This is a genomic window from Rhodococcus sp. Leaf247, assembly GCF_001426185.1.
In the GTDB taxonomy this organism is placed as follows: Bacteria; Actinomycetota; Actinomycetes; order Mycobacteriales; family Mycobacteriaceae; genus Rhodococcoides.
Window position 1 is genome coordinate 991,082 of record NZ_LMRP01000001.1, and the last position, 19,655, is coordinate 1,010,736.

A 19,655-nucleotide genomic window follows, 5' to 3' on the forward strand; every position below is an offset into this window, starting at 1 on the left:
TCAGCCCTTCGTGAGCGGGGTGAAGCGGAACTTGAAGGAGGCGTCGAGCGTCTCGTCGACACCCTGCACCTGGTCCGTGGAGATGGCGATCTGCTTGCCCTCGAGAAGCGGCAGCGTCGAGACGAAGTCCTGCGCCATGCGGGTCTGGATCTCACCGATGATCTCGAAGCGCCGGGCCGGGTCGGTCTCGGTGCGCTCGGAGTCGATCAGCGCGGTGATCTCCGGGTTCTCGAAGTGGTTCTGCAGGAAGTTGTCCGGCGCGAAGAACGGCGTCAGGTAGTTGTCGGCGTCCGGGAAGTCCGGGAACCAGCCGAGCTGGTACACCGGGTAGGTGTCGGCGACGCGTTCCTTGTTGTAGGTGTTCCACTCGGTGGACTGCAGGTTGACCGTGAACAGTCCCGAGCTCTCGAGCTGGCCCTTGACCGCGGCGTACTCCTCCGACGAGGACGAGCCGTAGTGGTCGGGGTTGTACTGCAGGTTCACCGCGACGGGGGTCTGAACGCCGGCGTCGGCCAGGAACTTCGCGGCCTCGTCCTTGTTCGGCGCCTCACCGTAGACGTCCTTGAACGCGGTGTTCGCGCCCTCGAGTCCACTGGGGACCACCGACCACGCCGGCGTGAAGGTGCCCTTGTAGACGTTCTCCGACAACGCATCTCGGTCGACCGACGCGGCCATGGCCTTGCGGATCGCGAGCTTCTGCTCGGGGGTGCCGCCGGGCATCGTGTTCTGGTTGAAGACGATGTAGCGGAGCTCTCCGCCGGGGCCCTCGTGGACGGTGAGACCGTCGACCTGGTCGAGGGACTCGATGTCCGTCGGGGTCAGCGAACGCCACGCGACGTCGATGGACTTGTTCTGCATGTCGAGCTTGAGGTTGTCCGCACTGGTGTAGGTGCGCAGAGTGACCGAGCTGGTCTTGGGCGCACCGAGCACACCCTTGTAGTCCGCTGCGGCCGAGAAGCTGACGAGCGAGTTCTTCTCGTAGCTGTCGATCGAGTAGGGGCCGGCGAAAGGCTTGGCCGCGACGACGGCGTTGTCGTCCATGATCGAGTCGGCCGGGAAGACCTCGGAGTCGATGATCGGGCCGGTGTTGGTCGCGAGCACCTGCGGGAAGGTCTGGTCGTTCGGGGCCTTCAGCGTGAACTCGACGGTCTTGTCGTCGGGCGCGGCCACCGAGTCCAGGTTCGCCAGCAACGAGGAGGGACCGTTGGGATCGTTGATCGACACGATGCGGTCGAACGAGAACTTCACGTCCTCGCTGGTCAGCGCGTGTCCGTTGGAGAACTTCAGGTCGTCCTTCAGCGTGCACGTGTAGACGGTCGGCTGGCTGAACTCGCAGCTCTGCGCGGCGTCCGGCTGCAGCTCGTCGCTGCCCGGCGCGTAGTTCATCAGGAACGGGTAGACCTGGTTCATGATCGTGAACGAGCCGTTGTCGTACGACGCGGCGGGATCGAGCGAGTAGACCTGATCGGTGGTGCCGACGATCAGGGCCTCACCGCCGCCCTCGCCGCCGCTGCCGCCGTCATCGGTGCGGCCGGAACCGCAGGCCGCAGCAGTGAGAGCAGCGACGGACAGGATGGATACGGCCGCGGTACGCCGCGCCGTGCGTCCTCGTGAGGGCACGCTCATGGTGTGGATGTCCTTCGTGAGTGTGGACCGGGATGATTCGGTGAACGGCACGTTACCGAGTTCGCGTGTCGTTCATGTGTCGAACCACACGATATTTTTAACATGACCGGTACTTACCTGTCCGACGGCCTGACGTCCAACAGCTTCTCGCCTCGCGGAGACAGCCGGTACCCCACGGCGAGACTCTCGGTGAGACCGAGTGCTTTGAGCCGTCGCACGCGCGGCTTGAACACGTCGCGCTCGAGGCCCAGCACGGCGCCGAGATCGGCAGCCAGCACGGCGGGGCGGTCCCGGATCAACTCGAGCGTGCGCCAGGCCCACGGCACATCGGCACGGTCGTCCATGCGGTCGATCTTGCCGATCAGTACGGCGAACTCGTCGTCCGACAGATCGTCGTCGGCACGAAGAGCGATACGGGGATCCTCACCACCGAATGAGACCTCGACGCGCCATACCGGATCACCCTCGGACCCGCGAAAACCCTTGCGAAGAGCGACGATCGACGTTTCGCCGGCGGCAACGGCGTCGTCGTCGGTCAACGAGTCCGGATCGACCTCGGTGATCGCGTCGACCACGATCACTCCGGCAGAAGTGTGAATCCACGTGCCCGGCTTGACGCGCCGCTTCGACCACCGGCGGTACTGGACGCGCACCGTTCCGGCGGCGATTGCCTGCGCGACGGCGAGACGGATCAACATCGGTCTGCGGGACGTCAGGGCCGGGAGAGCGCGCTCACGTTGTCGTCCGTGACGGGCATCGCGATACCGGCAGTCGTCGCGAGCATCCCCTCGAGCACGTTCTTACCCATGGCGGTCTCCTTGGGGAGCTCGATCGGGTACTTGCCGTCGAAACACGCCGAGCACAACCGGCTGGCGGGCTGCTCCGACGCGGCGATCATGCCCTCGATCGAGATGTAGCCCAACGAATCGGCGCCGATGGCCTGCCGCACACCCTCGAGCATGCCGTCCTCGGAGTCCATGCCGTTTGCGATCAGCTCCGCCGGCGAGGCGAAGTCGATGCCGTAGAAGCAGGGCCAGCGGACGGGCGGCGACGCAATCCGCACGTGGATCTCGAGTGCGCCGGCCTCCCGCAGCATCCGCACGAGCGCACGCTGGGTGTTGCCGCGAACGATGGAGTCGTCCACCACGATGAGTCGCTTGCCGCGGATGACCTCGCGGAGAGGGTTGAGCTTGAGGCGGATGCCCAGCTGACGGATGGTCTGCGACGGCTGGATGAACGTGCGCCCGACGTAGGCGTTCTTCATCAGACCCTGGCCGTACGGGATGCCCGAACCCTGCGCGTACCCCACGGCGGCGGGAGTACCGGATTCCGGAACGGGGATGACCAGGTCGCCCACCGCGGGGTGTTCCTCCGCGAGGCGGCGGCCGATCTCGACGCGTGTCGAGTGGACCGAGCGGCCACCGATGACACTGTCGGGACGAGCGAGGTAGACGTACTCGAAGATGCAGCCCTTGGGCTCGGGAGCCGCGAATCGCGACGACCGCACGCCGTCCGCGTCGATGGCGAGCAGTTCGCCGGGCTCGATGTCGCGGACGAACGAGGCGCCGACGATGTCCAGGGCGGCGGTCTCGGAGGCGACGACCCAGCCGCGGTCGAGGCGACCGAGCGACAACGGGCGCACGCCGTGAGGATCACGCGCCGCGTACAGGGTGTGCTCGTCCATGAAGGTCAGGCAGAACGCGCCCTTCAGTGTGGGCAGCAGTTCCATCGCGGCCTGCTCGATGGTGCTGTCCGCTGCGCCGTGCGCGAGAAGAGCGCCGACGATGTCGGAGTCCGACGTGGCACCGGTCCCACGGGGGCGGCCCATGATTCCCGCATCGCGGGCGCGCTCCGACAATTCAGCGGTGTTCACGAGGTTGCCGTTGTGGCCCAGAGCGATGCCGCTGCCGGCCGCGGTGGTGCGGAAGATGGGCTGCGCGTTCTCCCACGTCGTCGATCCGGTGGTGGAGTACCGGCAGTGCCCGATGGCGATGTGGCCACTCATCGCGCCCAACGTCTGCTCGTCGAATACCTGGCTGACCAGGCCGAGATCCTTGAACACCAGCACCTGCGATCCGTCGGCGACGGCTATGCCGGCAGCCTCCTGACCGCGATGCTGCAGAGCGTAGAGACCGTAATAGGTCATCTTGGCGACGTCCTCGCCCGGAGCCCACACACCGAAAACGCCGCATTCCTCGCGCGGGTCGTTCTCGTTGATGTCCAGATCCGGACCGGATGTGTCATCGAGCAGATTCGGGCTGTGGACCGATGGTTCACGAGTCACGACGCGCTCTCCTTGACTACGGCGAGGGGTTGGGGTGCAGAAGATGCGCTGCACACACACTGCGTGAGTCTACGGCCATCACGACCTCGAACCAGCCCCCGGCGGCAATCGATACCGCCGCTCGGTGTGATCCCCGACTCGTTCATCGGTGCCATGATGGATGCATGGCCAGCAGACTCCCGTACGGCGTGACCCCCGAACAGCCCGGCGAGGGCCAGGAATCGGTGTGGGACTACCCCCGACCGCCCGCGCTCGAAGCGTCGGACAAGCGACTCGTCGTGCGATTCGGGGACGTGGTCGTCGCCGACAGCACGTCCGCGTACCGGGTGCTCGAGACCAGCCACCCGCCCACCTGGTACATCCCTCGCGCCGACATCGACGAGAGCCGACTCCGCCGATCCGGCGCCCGATCCACCATGTGCGAATGGAAGGGCTCGGCGACGTACTGGGACATCCTCGGCGAGGACGGCGCCGTTCTGGAGGCGGGCGGATGGAGCTACGAGAACCCCACTCCGTCGTTCGTCCCCATCTCCGGCGCGCTCTCCTTCTCCCCCGTCTCCCTGACGTGCGAGCTCGACGGCGAGGTCGCACGTGCGCAGGAGGGCGGCTTCTACGCCGGCTGGATCACCCGCGACGTCGTCGGACCCTTCAAGGGCATCGCCGGGAGCTGGGGCTGGTAGTGGCCGAGAAGAACTTCTACAGCCACTCCGACGCGGCCGAGAAGTCCCGCCGCGACAAGGCCGTCGCTCTCGCTCGATACCTGTGGGACCGCGACATCTCCGCAGACGACCTCGCGGCGATGGCCGCGGACGTCCGACGCAAGGTGGCCCGTGCCGCGGACATCAATCCGCCCAGCTCCGACGAGACATGGACGGTGGTGTCGACGCTGTTGCGCGAGAAGGCCGAATGGGCGCGCGATCACCCCGATCACGACGCGGCCCGTCGAGCACACTCGGACGAGAAGATCCTGTGGGTGAAGCCGCCGGTACAGCCCTGGCGGTGAGGGTCAGATCCGGACGAGTGGGAGCCAGTGCGCCACCTCGCCGGCGCGGCCACCCGATGCCGTGACGCCCGCTCCGCGCACGGCGTCCTCGAACGCCACGCGCCCCGTCACCATCAACAGCCATGTCCGAGGGTCGCATTCGACGACGTTGGGGGGCGTACCTCGGGTGTGACGCGGTCCGACGATGCACTGCACCGCGACGAACGGCGGTACGCGCACCTCGACACTCGAGCCGGGCGCCGTCTGCTCGATGGTGCGCGCACTGAGCCGCACCGCGGCGGCGAGATCGGCGCGCGGCGGCTTCGGAAGGTCGGGATCGTCGAGCCATGCCGATACTGCCTGGAGGGACGCGCGGAGTTCGGCCGGGTCGACGGGTTTCGAGGGTGCCACGCCGTTCAGTGTCCCACCGAGCGCGGTGGGTCCCGAGCCGTGCCTCACCGTCCACAGGTCGCTCTTATCGACGGGATCCCGTCGATTCGTGAGAGTTGTGGATGCTGAGGCACGGCCTGATCAACGAGGACCGCGGCTGTCCGCGATGGACGCTTCACTGTTTCCATGACACCGAACCCTTATCAAGGATCGACCATCGACCACCTCAACGTGACGGTCACGGACGTCGATCGCTCACTCGCAATCTACGTGCCGGCTCTCGGCGTACTCGGGATCGAGAAGCTGCTCGACTTCACCGGCGGACCGGACGACGACTACGTCCGCATGGTCGGATTCGGCAGTGGCCGCAAGCCGTTCTTCTGGCTCGTCCAGGGAACCACCGTCGATCCTGAACTGCACGTGGCGTTCTCGGCACCGACCCGTGACGCCGTCCGGGAGTTCCACGCCGCGGCCCTTGCGGCGGGCGCACGGGACAAGCTGTCTCCGCGCGTCTGCCCCGAGTACCACGAGAACTACTTCGGCGGCTTCGTGTACGACCCCGACGGGATCAACCTCGAGGCGGTCTGTCACCTCGAGTAGAGCTCCACCACGTCGATGCGATCGCACCGACCGAGTTGGCGGCCCAGTGCAATGCCATGGGCGTGAGAATGGTTCCGGTTCGCCGCTTAGACTCGACGAACAGTGCGCCGGCCGCCCCGGTGAACAGGACGACGGGCACCGACCTGCCCGAGTCGTACCAGTGCCAGACCCCGAATGCCGTGGAGCCGACCACGAGTGCGGCACGCGGACCCACTACGGCAGTGGCCACGGTGTCGACGACGCCGCGGAACAGGAACTCCTCGGGAAGCACTGTGCCGATGGGGATGTCGAACAGCACCCACCGGGCCAGTCCGGTCACTTCTCGGGACCGTCGGCGTCCGCGTACTCGTTCATGACGACGCGGATGCGCTCGGTGTCCGCCTGGGTCCAGCCCTCGGGTGCCGCCACCGCGGCGAAGCCGTCGAGCACCGTGGTGCCGTAGTTGTGGCCGTGTCCGTCGGGCACACCGGCCGCATTGGTGAGGTCGGCGCTGACCTGCCAGAAGGTGACGAAGGGGAACCACCGCATGCTCGGCAGTCGGTCGTACCCGGGCGGCTCGGCGAGCCAGTCGGGCCGCTGGAACAACAGGTCCGGTGTCCACCACACGATGGGGTCGGACGGGTGCTGGATGTAGAGCACTCGCGGATACGGCCAGTCGCCATCGAGGGCGTCGACATCGCGTGTGCTGTCGGCGAACCTCATGAGAAGCCCACCGGCGTAGACGGGTTCGACTTCGGTGCTGCCGGGGTCGCGGCGGCTCACGTACGTGTCCCAGATGCGGTTCGAGTTGGGCGGCCCCACCCAGAGAACGCCGTCGACGGTATCGCGAATGTCCGCGATGTCGGCGAAAGCTCCCTCACCCGCCTGCGTTCCGAGACTCTCGCCGTAGACGTAGAACTTGGGCCTGGTCGCCTCGGGCTCCTGCTCCCAGCGCTCGTGCACGCTGTCGATGAGCAGTTTCCCTGCCGCCGCGGCTTTCTCACGGTCGGCGAGGAACGAGATCCAACTGGGAAGGTACGAGTACTGGGACGCCACCAACGTGACGTCGCCGTCGTACATCAGCTCCACCGCGCGCGCTGCTGTCGGATTGACCCAGCCGGTTCCCGTGGTGGGGATGACGACGATGGCCTTGCGCGAGAACGCATCCATTCGATCGAGCTCGCGCAGGAGCAGATCCATGCGCTCGTCGTCGGTCTCGGCGCTTTCCAGGCCGACGTAAGCCCGAATAGCCTCCTTGCCCGTGCGGCCGGTCGCTCGTGTCATCTCGTCGGCGGACAGCCCGCCCGAGACGAAGTTACGACCCTCGAATCCCAAGGTGTCCCAGCCGACCAGCGACCCGGAGCCACCCGACCGCTCCGGCACGGTCGGCTGTTCCGCACCCTCACGGGTATCACCGTTGGCGGTACTGAACACCGAGTTGGCGACGCTCATCGTCCCGCGCAGCAACACACCCTGCACCAGCGTGATCAGCACCGTCAGCACGAGAACGAAGCCGACGAGGTTGGCAACCCACTGCGGGAGGCGGATGAGTCGTAGGAGCGATCGCACGACGAAACGACGGATGTCACGGATGACGCGCCACAGACCGATCAGCACCGCACACACCGCGAAACTGATGATGCCGGTGCGGATGAACCCCGTGGACGTCAGACCTTCGGCGCCCATCAGCGCGGCAAGCTGACGTTGCCAATCCGCCGAGGCGTACAGCATGACGGCGCCGGAGACGGTGGCGATCACCGGGACAGCGACCAGAAGCGCACGCTCGACGCGGAGCGGCAACGGCCACCACGGTTGTTGCCGCAGCACCGTGCGCAGCATGATCCAGCCGACGGCGACACCGACTCCGTAGCCGATGGCCGCCGTGATGCCGCTGACGATTCCCTGGAACAGCCACCCACGCGGAAGCAGCGACGGTGTCAGCGACCAACAGAAGAACAACGCGCCGAACGCGATACCGGTGACGTCCAGGCGCAGAAGCCCCCACGCCCAGACCCAGGCAGGGTGCTTGCGCACCGTGCGCGTCGCGGACGCGAGGACGTAGGCCGGTAATTCCTCGAAGCTGTGCGGTCGCTCCAGCTCGTCCGACGGCCGGGTGTCGGTGTCGGTCATCGGACGGTGCCGGAAACTTCGGTCAGCCGAACAGCGCTGGAAGCGTCCCCTCGTACGCCTCGCGGAGTTCGGTGAGGGGGACGGTGAACAGCCCCTGGAACTCCACCTCGTCCGACCCTTCGTCGGCCACCCCGATACGCACCCATGGCATCCCCCTCGCACTGCACATCCCCGTGAACCTGGTCTCCTCGGTCCGAGGGACTGCAACGAGTACCCGCCCGGACGACTCCGAGAACAAGGTGACGAAAGGATCTGTTCCCTCCGGCGGCAAGATGCGGCAGCCGGTTTCACCGGCCAGCGCGACCTCGACGACCGTCTGCGCGAGTCCGCCCTCGGACAGGTCGTGCGCTGCGGTGACCAGACCGTCGCGGCTCGACGCGGTGAGGATGTCCGCCAGCAACTGCTCGCGGGCCAGGTCGACCTTCGGCGGAACACCGCCGAGATGGTCGTGCACGACCTGCGACCAGATGGATCCGTCCAGCTCGTCGTGGGTCTCCCCCAGCAGGATCAGAGTCTCGCCCGGTTCCAGGCCGATCCCCGTCGGGATGCGGCGATGGACGTCGTCGAGCACACCGAGCACACCGACCACGGGCGTGGGCAGGATCGGCGTCGATCCGGTCTGGTTGTAGAAGCTGACGTTGCCGCCGGTGACCGGAATGCCCAGTTGCACACAGCCGTCCGCCAGACCACGCACGGCCTGCTGGAACTGCCACATGACACCCGGGTCCTCCGGCGAGCCGAAGTTCAGGCAGTTCGTCACGGCCTTGGGTGTGGCGCCCGTCGTCGCGACGTTGCGGAACGCTTCCGCGAGAGCGAGTTGCGCGCCGCGGTACGGATCCAGCGCCGTGTAGCGACCCGACGCATCGGTCGCGAGAGCGATTCCGCGACCGGTCTTCTCGTCGATACGGATGACGCCGGCGTCGGCGTGCTCCGCCAGAACCGTGTTGCCGCGGACGTAGCGGTCGTACTGCTCGGTGATCAGGCGACGGCTGCACAGCTGCGGCGACGAGATCATCGTCAGGAGCGTCTCGCGCAACTCCACACCCGTCGTCGGGCGCGGCAACCCCTCGGTCGTGTTCGCGACCAGAGCATCCTGCGACGCGGGCCGCTGCACCGGGCGCTCGTAGACGGGGCCGTCGTGCGCCACCGTCTTCGGCGGAACGTCCACGACAGTGTCACCGTGCCAGGTGATCTGGAGGTTGTCGCCGTCGGTGACCTCACCGATGTCCGTCGCCAACACGTCCCACTTCGCGCAGACAGCCATGAAAGCGTCGACGTTCTCGGGAGACACGACGGCGCACATACGTTCCTGCGACTCGCTCGAGAGCACCTCGGCGGGTGTCATCCCGGTGGCCCGCAACGGAACCCGATCCAGCGCGATGTGCATGCCGCCATCGCCCGCGGATGCGAGCTCCGATGTGGCGCAGGACAATCCGGCACCGCCGAGATCCTGGATGCCGACGACGAGCTTCTGCTGGTACAGCTCGAGGCAGCACTCGATGAGCACCTTCTCGGTGAACGGGTCGCCCACCTGAACGGCCGGAAGCTTGCGCCTGCCCTGTGTCTCGTCGAACGTCTCCGACGCCAGCACCGACACTCCGCCGATACCGTCGAGGCCCGTTCGGGCGCCGAACAGGATGATCTTGTTGCCCGCACCCGACGCGAACGCCAGATGCAGGTCCTCGGTGCGCATGACACCGGCACACAGCGCGTTCAGCAGAGGGTTGCCCGCGTACGACGCGTCGAAGACCGTCTCGCCGCCGATGTTCGGCAGACCCAGCGAATTCCCGTACCCACCGACACCGCGGACGATGCCCTCGAGCACGCGACGAGTGTCGGGGGCATCCGCAGCACCGAAGCGCAACTGATCCATCACCGCGATCGGTCGGGCGCCCATCGCCATGATGTCGCGGACGATGCCGCCGACGCCGGTCGCAGCGCCCTGGTAGGGCTCGATGTACGACGGGTGGTTGTGGCTCTCCACCTTGAAGGTGACCGCCCAGCCGTCGCCCACGTCCACCACGCCGGCGTTCTCACCGATACCCGCGAGCATCCCGGAACGCATCTCGTCCGTCGTGGTCTCACCGAAGTACTTCAGGTGCACCTTCGACGACTTGTACGAGCAGTGCTCGCTCCACATCACGGAGTACATCGCCAGCTCGGCATCCGTCGGACGACGCCCGAGAATCTCCTTGATCCGTGCGTACTCGTCGTCCTTCAAGCCCAACTCCGCGTACGGCTGGGCGGTGTCGGGCGTCTCGGTGGCGGTGGTGACGGTGTCGACCGGAGGCACGGAGACCGCCTCGACCTGAGGAGTGGACTCGACAGACACGGTGGATGGGGTCCTTCCCTCGGCAGAATGTCGAGGTCATTCTATGTCCACCGTCGACCGGCCTCCGACCGGCCTCCGGCCTGCCCGCTATCCCTCCGACCGGCCTCGGCCTGCCTACTCGGGGCGGATGCCGTAGTCGAGCACGGCGTTGCCCTTGCTGGTGATGGTGGCGTTCTTCAGCACCAGCCGGGTCAGGGGGTCGCCGGGCTCGAACAGTCGCTGACCCTTGCCGACGACGACGGGGTGCGTCATCAGGGTCAGCGTGTCCAGGACGCCGGCCGCGAACAACTGCCGGACCAGAGAGATGCCGCCCACGACGGCGATCTCACCACCGTCCGACTTCTTGAGCTCCCGCACGAACTCGACCGGGTCACCCTCGATCAACGTGGAGTTCTGCCACGACAGATCGCCCGTCAGGGTGCGCGACGCGACGAACTTCTCCACGGGGTTGATGAACCCGGCGAACGGGTCGTCGGCTCCGGCGTTGCCGAAGTGATCCGACCACGACTCGTACGCGACCCGCCCCATGATCGCCGTCGTTGTCCTGCCCATGAAACCGCCCATGGACTGACCGAGCTCGTCGTCGAAGCTGTCGAACTGCCACTGGTCCGGTGCCTCGACCACTCCGTCCACCGAATGGAACAGACCTGCTGTCACTGTGCGCATCGTGCCGACCCCTCGTGATGAACCGGCGCCGATCGCCGGTCGTCCTGCAGGAGTGACCGTAGACGGCGCCGGAACTCATCACGGGCAGTCACCGACTACAGCGGAAGCAGGATCCCCTTGACCCGAGGATCGGTGGCCAGGAACTCCTGCACCGCCGGATCCTTGAACGCGTCGACAAGCTTGGTGATGTTCTCGCTGTCCTGCCACTGCGTCCCGATGGTGAGCTGGCCGGCGAACTCGTCCGGGGCGGCGGGAGCGAAGATCTGCTTCTCCTGCGGGATACCGGCGGCCAGGTAGTACTCGGTGTACCCGACGGCCGCGTCGATGTCGGGCAGCGCCCGCGTCTGTGCGCCGAAGTCAAGCAGCGCGAACTGGAGGTTCTTCGGATTGGCGACGATGTCCTTCTGGGTTGCCGACGCCTTGTCGACCGCCGGATCCAGAGTGATCAAGCCTGCGCGTTCCAGGACCCACAGGCCCTGCGCCTCGTTGGCGGGGTCCGAGTACAGCGACACGGTGGCGCCGTCGGGTAGCTGCGAGTAGTCGGTGTACTTGTCCGACCAGAGCCCGAAGCCCCAGCGGAACACGGGCGTCGCAGCGACCTCCTCGAAGTCGGGATTCGCCTCGAGCACCTGGGACAGCCACAGCTGGTGCTGGTAGACGGTGCCGGCGACCTCGCCTTCGCTGACGGCGCGGTTGATGGTGTTGGAGTCGGCCAGCCCGCGGAACTCGACGTCGATGCCGTACTTCGGAGCGACGTTCTCCGCGACGAAGTTCACCAGCGCCTGCTCGGATGCGTTCCCCTCGGCGGTGGCGACCACCAGCGTGGCGCCGGCGATCTCGTTGGGCGACTGTGTGTCACCGAAGAAGACCAGGCGCGTCGCCACTGCAGCGGCCGCGACTACGACGACACCACCGATGATCCACGGTGCCTTTCGACGCTTCTGCAGTTCGAAGCCGTGATCGTCGGTGCGGGAGTCGTTCTCGGTCGTGGTCATGCGAGTGCCTTTCGGGTGGGTCGCGTCGGCCGGATGCCGATTCTGCGACTGGGTGTGGTGAGGCGCACCAGCGCGTCACCGACGAGTTGGACCGTGGCCACGGTGGCCACGGTGGCCACGAGGATGAGAATGGTGGCGATCATGACCGTGTGATCGAACCGCTGATAGCCGTACGTCACTGCGACGTAACCGATTCCACCGGCTCCGATGGTTCCGGCGATGGCGGAGTACTCGATCATCGCGATGGTGTTGATGGTCAGTCCACCGAGGATCGACGGAACGGCCTCGGACAGTTGCGCGGTGGTGACCACCTGGAACGTCGAGCCACCCGAGGCTCGGGCCACGCGCACCACGTCCGGCGGTACCGACCTCAGCGAGTTCTCGACGATGCGCGTGAAGAAGGCGATGCCCGCCAACGACATCGGCACGACGGCGGCGGCGATACCGATGTTGGTGCCGGTGATCCACCGCGTGAACGGCACGATCGCCGCCATCAGCACGAGAAACGGCAGCGAACGACCGATGCTGATGACCCAGGTGAGCGGTATGTGCACGGCGCGGTTCTCGAACAGGCCACCGGGCGCGACGTTGAAGACGACCGCACCCAGCGGAGTTCCCACCGCGACGACGATCACCATGACGATGCCCACCATCGTGACGGTGTCGACAAAGGCGGGTATCAACAGTGCGGGCAACTCGTTCACCGGCACCTTGTTCCCGGCCGCCAGTACCCCGCTCATGCGACAGCCACCGACAAGTTCTCCTGCGCCATGTGCCCACTGAGCCCGAACCGCGCGAGCGCCGCACGAACCCGTGCGCTCACCGCGTCGGCAACCCCCAGGGTCACGCTGCCGACGGTGACTCCGCCGACCACCTGAACCGACGCACCCAGAATCGACACCGGATCGCCGAGTTCCAGACCCAGACGGCCTATCCAGTCGGACGGGACGACCAACGAGTCGTACACGACGTTCCACACTCGCTGTCCTGCAACGGGTTCTGCATCCGCGCGGCGGGGCCTCAGCTCGGCCCCGAGTGACGACGAGTGGTCCGTCAACAGCTCGACCAACCTCCCGCGCTCGACGATGCTTCCCGCGTCGAGGCGGGCAACCGAATCCGCCACCGTCAGCACCGTGTCCATCTCGTGGGTGATGAAGACGATGGCCAGGTTCAGGTCGTCGCGAAGCTCCCGGAGCAGCGCGACGACCGACGACGTCGTATCCGGATCCAGCCCCGACGTGGCCTCGTCGGACAGCAGCACCGACGGCCGAAGCGCCAGGGCCCGAGCGATTCCGACGCGTTGCCGCTGACCACCCGAGAGTTGATACGGGTAGTGGCCGGCCCTGTCGGTGAGGCCGACTCTGCTCAACAACTCGCTCACTCGCGCTGCGGACTCCGCCTTCGTGACGCCGAGGTACTGCAGCGGTAGTGCGACGTTCTCTGCTGCGGTGCGACGCTCGAGCAGTGACGACGACTGGAACACGGTGCCGATACGTCGACGAGCGATACGCAGACCACGGGTATCCGCACTGGTCAGGTCCGTGCCGTCCACGACGACCGACCCGGACGTCGGTCGCTCGAGAAGGTTGAGACAGTGCGCGAGGGTGCTCTTACCGGCACCACTGGGGCCCACGACGGCGAGGATCTCACCGCTGTCGACGGTGAAGGTCAACGAGTCGAGGACCACCGTGCGGTGATCACCCGATCCGAACACCTTCGTCAGGTCGGTTACTTCGATCATGGGACTGCTTTCGGCAGAACGCCGCCCCGACAGAGATCGGTGGCGGCACGGCGGATGAGCGAAATGCTCACGCGCACTGTGCCATCAGCGCACACCGCCGACCAGAGTTCGAATCACCGCGATTGTTGCTCGCGGGGCGACCGGTCCGTGTCACCCTGCTGCCGGTGCACCCACCGCCGCCGCGCGCAGCGCCCGACCATGCGCGCACTCTGCAATCCGCGCAGACCGCCGCGCGCAGCGCCCGGCGCACACCGGCGCCCGGCCGGCCGAGCAAACCGGCCGAGCAACCCCCGCGCCTAGGCCCCCAGGAACGCAGCCAAGGCGTCGGCGTACATATCGACGTCGTGCGCACCCATCACCTCACGAGCGGAGTGCATGGCGAGCTGCGCCGCACCCACGTCGACGGTGGACAGGCCGGTGCGTGAGGCGGTGATGGGGCCGATGGTGGAACCGCACGGCAGGTCGGCCCGGTGGACGTACCGCTGCAGTGGGACGTCGGCGCGCTCGCAGGCCAACGCGAAGGCCGCGGCACCGGCGGCGTCGGTGGCGTAGCGCAGGTTCTGGTTGACCTTGAGAACCGGGCCACCGTTGACCTCGATGCGGTGCGCGGGCTCGTGCCGGGAGACGTAGTTGGGGTGCGTGGCATGGGCCATGTCGCCCGACGCGTGGATCGACCCGGCCATCGCGCGCAGGAATTCTTCGCGGCCACCGCCGCGGGCGAGCACGATGCGTTCGAGCACCGTGTTCATCAGATCGGAGAAGGCACCGCGGTCCGACATGCTGCCCACCTCCTCGTGGTCGAAGAGTGCGAGTACGGGGATGCAGTCGTCGGCCTGGGCGGCTGCGACGACCAGCGCTTCGGTTCCGGCGTAGCAGGTGCCCTGGTTGTCCAGTCGGGCCGAGCTGACCAGATCGTCCGAGAGTCCCACCACTGCAGCGGGATTGAGGTCGTGGGTCATCAGCTCCCAGCCGAGTACGTCGCCGGGGTCGACACCGACCTCGTCGGCGAGGAACCCGATGAAGGAGTGGGGTGATCGTCCGACGCCCCAGATCGCGTTCACGTTGTTCTGGGGATCGAGGTGCACGCCTTTGCGATCCTCGGACAGGTGGATCGCCAGTTGGGGTACGCGCAGGATGGGCCGGTCGACGCGCACGAGTACCTCACGGACGGATCCGCCGTCGCGGACGCCGAGACGCCCGGAGATCCCGAGATCCCTGTCGAGCCACGAGTTGAGCCATGCGCCGCCGTACGGCTCGAGCGCGACCATCTGCCAGCCGGCGACGTCGAGGTCGGGGTTCTGCTTCACGCGGAGGTTGGGGCTGTCGGTGTGCCCGCCCACGATGCGGAACGCCGCGTCGGGCGCACGCTCGGTGGACCAGGCGATGATCGAACCACCGCGGACGACCAGGTACCTGCCGGGCTCGGAAGGCCACGCGTCCGTCTCCGCAACGGTGGTGAACCCGTGTGCCGCCAGTTCCGAAGCCACCGTCTCGACGACGTGGAACGGCGACGGTGACGCGTCGACGAAGGAGCAGAGTCCGGCCGCGGTCGCGGAAGTGAGAGACGCCATGGTCACCGATCGTAGAGAGAGAAGGTGCGGAGACAGCAATGCCGGGCCCACCGCGAGGGTGGGCCCGGCATCACGAGTCGAGCAGGACTCAGCTGAAGAAGCTCAGTCCGTCGATGAACGTTCCGGCGCCGCCGAAGATGTCCGACAGTGCGGAGAGGAAGTCGGTGATCGCGGTGATGTCCATGGTTCATTCTCCCTTTGTGAGGTCGGCGGGCTTTATGCCCGGCACCTTTAGTAATCCATACAATGTAAGGGTTCGCAACCCGGGAACGGTCCCAATTCAGTGTCAGGAATCGACTCACGAGTCGACTCCTGAACCTCCCGCAACTCCGCTATCACACACTGCAGATCAATGGACCGGAACCGGCCGTGAACAATGGACCACGGAACGCCGTTCACCTGCCCCGAAGGACCCCGATCAGCTGAGGAAGCTGAGACCGTCGAAGATGGAACCGAGGGCATCGACGATGCCGGACAGATTCTGGAAGAGATCGAGCAGATCGGTGAGGTCGGAGGACATGGCAACTCCTTTGGCGCGAGGATGACGAACGGATGTCCGTCACTGCCAGTTACGCATGGTGGATGTCACCGTGCAACTCAACTTCGATAGTGGATAACCACAAGCAGACCGCCGGTCGACATACTGTCGTCGACACGAGCGAAAGAGGGGGTCGGCAGTGCAGAACTGGGTCGAACACGTCATCTGGTGGCAGATTTATCCGTTGGGTTTCGTCGGAGCCGAGACGGACGCGGTGGACGAGAGGAAGCACCGGCTCGAGCATGTGACGGACTGGCTCGACTACGTTCTCGAGCTCGGATGCAACGGCCTGGCACTGGGTCCGGTGTTCGCGTCGCAGACCCACGGGTACGACACGATCGACCATTTCTCGATCGATCGACGCCTCGGTAGCGAGACCGACATGGACGCCCTCGTCACCGCGGCGCACGACAAGGGCGTCCGCATCCTGTTCGACGGCGTCTTCAACCACGTCGGTCGCGGCCACGAGCGGTTCGTCGCTGCCGAGAAGGACGGACCCGACTCCGAATCCGGTCGATGGTTCACCTGGTCGGACGGTCGACCCCGCGCGTTCGAGGGCCACGATCTCCTGGTCGAGCTGAACCACGCCAATCCGGCGGTGCAGGACTACGTCGTCGACGTCATGAACCACTGGCTCGCACGGGGTATCGACGGGTGGCGGCTCGATGCCGCGTACGCCGTCTCACCCGACTTCTGGGCGGCAGTACTGCCCCGCGTCCGCGAGGCACATCCGGACGCCTGGATCGTCGGCGAGATGATCCACGGCGATTACGCCGACTACGTACGGCGGTCCGGCCTCGACTCGATCACGCAGTACGAGCTGTGGAAGGCGACCTGGAGCGCCATCAAGGACGCGAACTTCTTCGAACTGGCGCATGCCCTCGGTCGGCACGACGAGCTTCTGCCGACGTTCGTTCCCGCGACGTTCGTCGGGAACCACGACGTCACCCGCATCGCGTCCACGCTCGACGACGACCGAGACGTCGACATCGCGACGGCACTGCTCTTCTTCGTCGCCGGCACACCGTCGGTGTACTACGGCGACGAACAAGGCTTCCGGGGCGTCAAGGAGGAACGAGTGGGCGGAGACGACGCCATCAGGCCGCAATTCCCCGCCACCCCGGACGACCTCGCGCCGTACGGGTGGCCGCACTACCGGGTTCACCAGTCACTGATCTCGATGCGGCGGCGGTTCCCGTGGCTTCACCACGCGCCGGTGGAGGTGTCGACGCTGACCAACACCACCATGACGCTGAGCGCGACGGACGGGTCGACGACTCTGGCGCTCACCCTCAATCTCGGTGAGTCGCCGATCCGCCGAGCGAAGGGTGACGTGGTGGCCGCCGCGGACGGTGTCCACGGCGACCTTCCGCCGCATTCCTGGGCGGTGACCGTCAGGCAGTGACGATGGCGTCGAGGGCGGAGTAGAAGATTCCCAGCCCGTCGTCGCTGGGGCCCGTCAGGGCCTCGGTGGCGTGTTCGGGGTGCGGCATCAGGCCGACGATGCGGCCGTCGGCGGACGAGATGCCCGCGATGGCTCGTTGCGAGCCGTTCGGGTTGTCGCCGCTGTAGCGGAACACCACTCGTCCTTCGCCCTCGAGCTCGTCGAGCACGGCCTCGGACGCCTGGAAGCGACCTTCGCCGGACTTGAGCGGCACGAGGATCTCGGCACCGGCCTCGTAGCGGGATGACCATGCGGACGAGGTGCTCTCGACCTTCAGCCACTGGTCCCGACAGGTGAAGTGCAGGTTGGCATTACGCGTGAGCGCACCGGGAAGAAGTCCCGCCTCGCACAGCACCTGGAAGCCGTTGCAGATGCCCAGAACCGGCATTCCACCCTTGGCAGCATCGATGACTTCGCCCATCACGGGCGCGAATCGTGCGATGGCGCCGGCGCGCAGGTAGTCGCCGTAGGAGAACCCACCGGGAACGACGATCGCGTCGACACCCTTCAGGTCGGCATCGCCGTGCCACAGGGCGACGGCTTCCGCGCCGGCAAGCGTGACAGCACGCGACGCATCGATGTCGTCGAGCGTGCCGGGAAAGGTGATGACTCCGATTCTCGCGCTCACAGCCGGGTCACTTTCCATTCCTCGATGACGGTGTTGGCCAGGAATGTCTCGGCGATCTGGTCGAGCGTCGCATCGTCGACATCGTCGCCGACCTCGAGCTCGAACCGCTTGCCCTGACGGACGTCGGAGACACCGGCGAAGCCGAGTCGCGGCAGCGCACCGACGATGGCCTGTCCCTGGGGGTCGAGAATTTCTGCTTTGGGCATGACGTCGACAACCACACGGGCCACGTGAGAGCTCCTGAGCTAAGAGGGCAGATCCAGCAGGCACTTTACCCAGTCCGGAACCACACCACGAATCCGGCGCATACTGGGGAACCATGGAGCTGACTCACTTCGGACATTCGTGCATTCAGGTGTCGATGGCGGGATCGACGGTGCTGTTCGACCCCGGCGCCTTCTCGCACGGATTCGAGGGCATCACCGGCCTCGACGCCATCCTGATCACGCACCAGCACGCGGACCACGTCGACACCGATCGGTTGCCCGCCCTCCTCGAGGCCAACCCCGACGCGGCGCTGTACGCGGACCCGCAGACCGCGGACCAGCTCGGGGAAGGATGGACCGCCGTCAACGCAGGCGACGTCTTCTCGATCGGCGGCGTGCAGGTGACGGGTGCGGGTGGAACGCACGCCACGATCCACCCGGACATCCCGCTGATCGACAACATCGCCTATCTCCTGGGCACGCCGGATCAGCCGGGGCAGCTGATGCATCCCGGCGACTCGCTGTACGTTCCCGACGTGGAAGTCGACGTACTCGCACTTCCCGCGGCGGCCCCGTGGATGAAGATCGGCGAGGGCATCGACTTCCTCCGCGCCGTCTCGCCGCGACTGGCCGTTCCGATCCACCAGGCCATCGTCGCGCCGGATGCGCGAGGCATCTACTACGGCATGCTGTCGGGCCTCGCGGGCGAGGGAACGGAGTTCCGCGCGCTCACCGAGGAGACGGGGACGTCGGTCTGACCACGTTCCACGGTCGACGCCGGTCCCGTCGTGGACACTGACCCGATGAACTGGAACCCACGGGCCTCGAAGGCTCTGGCATCGGCCGTCCTCCTCGCGGCAGTCTCCGTGACCGCAGCATGCGGGACCGACTCGGCGGGGACGGCGGCGACCGGCACACCGGCTGGAATCAACGTCAACGGAGTCGGCGAAGTCCAGGGCACTCCGGACACGCTGACTGCTCGCATCGGAGTCGAGACGACGGCCGACGACGTCACGACGGCGATCGACGAGGCGAACACCGCGGTGACCGCCGTGACCGACGCGATCTCCGCCGCCGGTGTCGACCGCGCGGACATCCAGACGCAGCAGGTGTCGATCGACCCGCAGAACTCCGACGGGTTCTCCGGTGGCACCTCGACCATTTCTGGGTACCGAGCCACCAACACTCTGCAGGTGACGGTGCGCGACCTGTCGAAGGCGTCGTCGGTTCTGGGCGATGCAACGACGGCAGGCGGCAACGCCACGCGGGTGTCCGGGGTGTCGTTCCGTATCGACGACGACTCCGACCTGATCGCCGACGCCCGGTCTCGGGCGTTCGCCGATGCTCGCGACCGCGCCGAGCAGTACGCGTCGCTGGCCGGAAACGACCTCGGGAAGGTCGTATCGATCACCGAGAACATCACCGGCCAGGAGTCGGCGCCGAGCTTCGACAGAAGTTCCGCCTCGTCCGCGGTGCCCATCGAACCGGGGCAGCAGACCGTCAGCGTCTCCGTGGCCGTGCAGTGGGGTCTCGAGTAGAACCT

20 protein-coding genes are annotated in these 19,655 nt (G+C 66.6%); 6 read left to right on the plus strand and 14 right to left on the minus strand.

Annotated features, from left to right (window positions below; all coding sequences use genetic code 11):
* The 3 genes from ASG64_RS04690 to purF form a co-directional block, all read right to left on the minus strand.
* Nucleotides 1–1,626 (minus strand): ABC transporter substrate-binding protein, encoded by a 1,626-nt coding sequence (locus ASG64_RS04690; RefSeq protein ID WP_082518331.1) that lies wholly within the window; start codon nucleotides 1,624–1,626, stop codon nucleotides 1–3.
* 113 nt (nucleotides 1,627–1,739) lie between these two features.
* A complete protein-coding gene (locus ASG64_RS04695) occupies nucleotides 1,740–2,324 on the minus strand; it encodes an ASCH domain-containing protein (RefSeq protein ID WP_056070446.1) in 585 nt (194 codons plus the stop codon).
* Between the two features lie 14 nt (nucleotides 2,325–2,338).
* Complete coding sequence (gene purF / locus ASG64_RS04700) at nucleotides 2,339–3,910, minus strand: amidophosphoribosyltransferase (RefSeq protein ID WP_056070449.1); 1,572 nt, start codon at nucleotides 3,908–3,910, stop codon at nucleotides 2,339–2,341.
* A gap of 164 nt (nucleotides 3,911–4,074) precedes the next feature.
* On the opposite strand from purF, the gene ASG64_RS04705 reads away from it, so the two are divergent.
* Complete coding sequence (locus ASG64_RS04705; protein ID WP_027504293.1) at nucleotides 4,075–4,590, plus strand: DUF427 domain-containing protein; 516 nt, start codon at nucleotides 4,075–4,077, stop codon at nucleotides 4,588–4,590.
* Nucleotides 4,590–4,913 carry a hypothetical protein gene (locus ASG64_RS04710; protein ID WP_056070453.1) on the plus strand — a complete coding sequence of 108 codons (324 nt, stop codon included), beginning with the start codon at nucleotides 4,590–4,592 and terminating at the stop codon, nucleotides 4,911–4,913. Before ASG64_RS04705 ends, ASG64_RS04710 begins: the two co-directional genes overlap by 1 nt.
* Before the next feature lie 3 nt (nucleotides 4,914–4,916).
* On the opposite strand, the gene ASG64_RS04715 is transcribed toward ASG64_RS04710, so the two are convergent.
* Nucleotides 4,917–5,303: a sterol carrier family protein gene (locus ASG64_RS04715; RefSeq protein WP_056072686.1), complete on the minus strand. Its 387-nt coding sequence runs from the start codon at nucleotides 5,301–5,303 to the stop codon at nucleotides 4,917–4,919.
* A gap of 165 nt (nucleotides 5,304–5,468) precedes the next feature.
* Between ASG64_RS04715 and ASG64_RS04720 the strand changes: the two genes are divergently transcribed.
* Entirely contained in the window at nucleotides 5,469–5,882 is a 414-nt protein-coding gene (locus tag ASG64_RS04720; protein ID WP_056070456.1) for a VOC family protein, read from the plus strand.
* Here the strand turns inward: ASG64_RS04720 and ASG64_RS21760 are convergent.
* The 8 genes from ASG64_RS21760 to ASG64_RS04760 form a co-directional block, all read right to left on the minus strand.
* A complete protein-coding gene (locus tag ASG64_RS21760; RefSeq protein ID WP_056070459.1) occupies nucleotides 5,851–6,201 on the minus strand; it encodes a CPBP family intramembrane glutamic endopeptidase in 351 nt (116 codons plus the stop codon). The genes ASG64_RS04720 and ASG64_RS21760 overlap by 32 nt on opposite strands.
* On the minus strand, nucleotides 6,198–7,991 hold the full coding sequence (locus ASG64_RS04730) for an alpha/beta hydrolase (protein ID WP_056070463.1): 1,794 nt from the start codon (nucleotides 7,989–7,991) through the stop codon (nucleotides 6,198–6,200). Before ASG64_RS04730 ends, ASG64_RS21760 begins: the two co-directional genes overlap by 4 nt.
* A gap of 22 nt (nucleotides 7,992–8,013) precedes the next feature.
* A complete protein-coding gene (gene purL / locus ASG64_RS04735) occupies nucleotides 8,014–10,323 on the minus strand; it encodes a phosphoribosylformylglycinamidine synthase subunit PurL (RefSeq protein ID WP_197074706.1) in 2,310 nt (769 codons plus the stop codon).
* 114 nt (nucleotides 10,324–10,437) lie between these two features.
* A complete protein-coding gene (locus ASG64_RS04740) occupies nucleotides 10,438–10,980 on the minus strand; it encodes a dihydrofolate reductase family protein (RefSeq protein ID WP_200933419.1) in 543 nt (180 codons plus the stop codon).
* Between the two features lie 104 nt (nucleotides 10,981–11,084).
* Nucleotides 11,085–11,984, minus strand: a complete 900-nt coding sequence (locus tag ASG64_RS04745) for a MetQ/NlpA family ABC transporter substrate-binding protein (RefSeq protein WP_056070466.1) — start codon at nucleotides 11,982–11,984, stop codon at nucleotides 11,085–11,087.
* Nucleotides 11,981–12,724: a methionine ABC transporter permease gene (locus tag ASG64_RS04750; RefSeq protein ID WP_056070469.1), complete on the minus strand. Its 744-nt coding sequence runs from the start codon at nucleotides 12,722–12,724 to the stop codon at nucleotides 11,981–11,983. The genes ASG64_RS04745 and ASG64_RS04750 overlap by 4 nt, the downstream gene beginning before the upstream one ends.
* On the minus strand, nucleotides 12,721–13,725 hold the full coding sequence (locus ASG64_RS04755; protein WP_056070472.1) for a methionine ABC transporter ATP-binding protein: 1,005 nt from the start codon (nucleotides 13,723–13,725) through the stop codon (nucleotides 12,721–12,723). The genes ASG64_RS04750 and ASG64_RS04755 overlap by 4 nt, the downstream gene beginning before the upstream one ends.
* Before the next feature lie 296 nt (nucleotides 13,726–14,021).
* Nucleotides 14,022–15,296, minus strand: a complete 1,275-nt coding sequence (locus tag ASG64_RS04760) for a M18 family aminopeptidase (RefSeq protein WP_056072687.1) — start codon at nucleotides 15,294–15,296, stop codon at nucleotides 14,022–14,024.
* A gap of 677 nt (nucleotides 15,297–15,973) precedes the next feature.
* On the opposite strand from ASG64_RS04760, the gene ASG64_RS04765 reads away from it, so the two are divergent.
* Nucleotides 15,974–17,239 (plus strand): alpha-amylase family protein, encoded by a 1,266-nt coding sequence (locus tag ASG64_RS04765; protein WP_056070476.1) that lies wholly within the window; start codon nucleotides 15,974–15,976, stop codon nucleotides 17,237–17,239.
* Here ASG64_RS04765 and purQ read toward each other — a convergent pair.
* Both purQ and purS read right to left on the minus strand, forming a co-directional pair.
* Nucleotides 17,229–17,906, minus strand: coding sequence for a phosphoribosylformylglycinamidine synthase subunit PurQ (purQ, locus tag ASG64_RS04770; protein ID WP_042574506.1), 678 nt, complete (start codon nucleotides 17,904–17,906; stop codon nucleotides 17,229–17,231). The genes ASG64_RS04765 and purQ overlap by 11 nt on opposite strands.
* On the minus strand, nucleotides 17,903–18,136 hold the full coding sequence (gene purS, locus ASG64_RS04775) for a phosphoribosylformylglycinamidine synthase subunit PurS (protein ID WP_027504302.1): 234 nt from the start codon (nucleotides 18,134–18,136) through the stop codon (nucleotides 17,903–17,905). The genes purQ and purS overlap by 4 nt, the downstream gene beginning before the upstream one ends.
* Nucleotides 18,137–18,225: 89 nt before the next feature.
* Between purS and ASG64_RS04780 the strand changes: the two genes are divergently transcribed.
* Nucleotides 18,226–18,870 carry an MBL fold metallo-hydrolase gene (locus ASG64_RS04780; RefSeq protein ID WP_056070479.1) on the plus strand — a complete coding sequence of 215 codons (645 nt, stop codon included), beginning with the start codon at nucleotides 18,226–18,228 and terminating at the stop codon, nucleotides 18,868–18,870.
* A 45-nt stretch (nucleotides 18,871–18,915) separates the two neighbouring features.
* Entirely contained in the window at nucleotides 18,916–19,650 is a 735-nt protein-coding gene (locus tag ASG64_RS04785) for an SIMPL domain-containing protein (RefSeq protein WP_056072691.1), read from the plus strand.
* The last annotated feature ends 5 nt before the right edge of the window (nucleotides 19,651–19,655 follow it).